The organism is Dellaglioa sp. CoH-57-MRSF-20, from assembly GCF_056781955.1.
The window spans coordinates 1-511 of sequence record NZ_JBXAXV010000089.1 but is presented as its reverse complement, the minus strand read 5'-3'; the positions used below and the strand labels follow the sequence as shown (position 1 = coordinate 511).

The window sequence follows — 511 nt, the reverse complement described above, 5'->3', positions numbered from 1 at the left end:
TTGGTCTACATTGCGACAATCGACCGAATTCTAGACGAAGGAGAAAAGAATTGACAATCGAATACGGAACCAACCGCCCTCACCCGCTCGATCCACGACACGGCCTGCCGCCACCTCCGGAACCCAAGAAAAATATTCTCGAAAAGAGACAGCAATGGTTCGTGAAGTTTCCGGGCACGAGCTGGCTGGAGCAGGTTGAACTTTGTGACGTGACGGAACACACAGTTCAAGTGTGGATCAAGGATGACACGCGCAGCTCCCTCTTCAACTTCGCGCGATTCAAGATCACCGATATTGAGTTCGTGGAGCGTGTGAAATGACGAAAGATGAGCTGGAAAAGCTGCCAGTGGCGCTTTCACTGGTGTTGGAGGCAGGGGCCTACCGAGATGCAGTGGCCGCGCTGGTCGCAGCCATCCAACACTGCCCTGATGAAGGGTATCGTCGGTCGCTGCGCCTGCTGACGGGGTTGATGGCTGGGGCAGGTGCTGATCATTACCAGCACATTGAGCTG

2 protein-coding genes are annotated in these 511 nt (G+C 54.8%); both read left to right on the top strand.

Annotated elements, in window-relative coordinates:
• On the top strand, window positions 1-320 hold a 320-nt coding region (locus AC1RPN_RS08265; RefSeq protein ID WP_481763727.1), incomplete at its 5' end, for a hypothetical protein.
• The coding region (locus AC1RPN_RS08260) for a hypothetical protein (protein ID WP_481763726.1) at window positions 317-511 on the top strand (195 nt) is incomplete at its 3' end. The genes AC1RPN_RS08265 and AC1RPN_RS08260, both read left to right, overlap by 4 nt.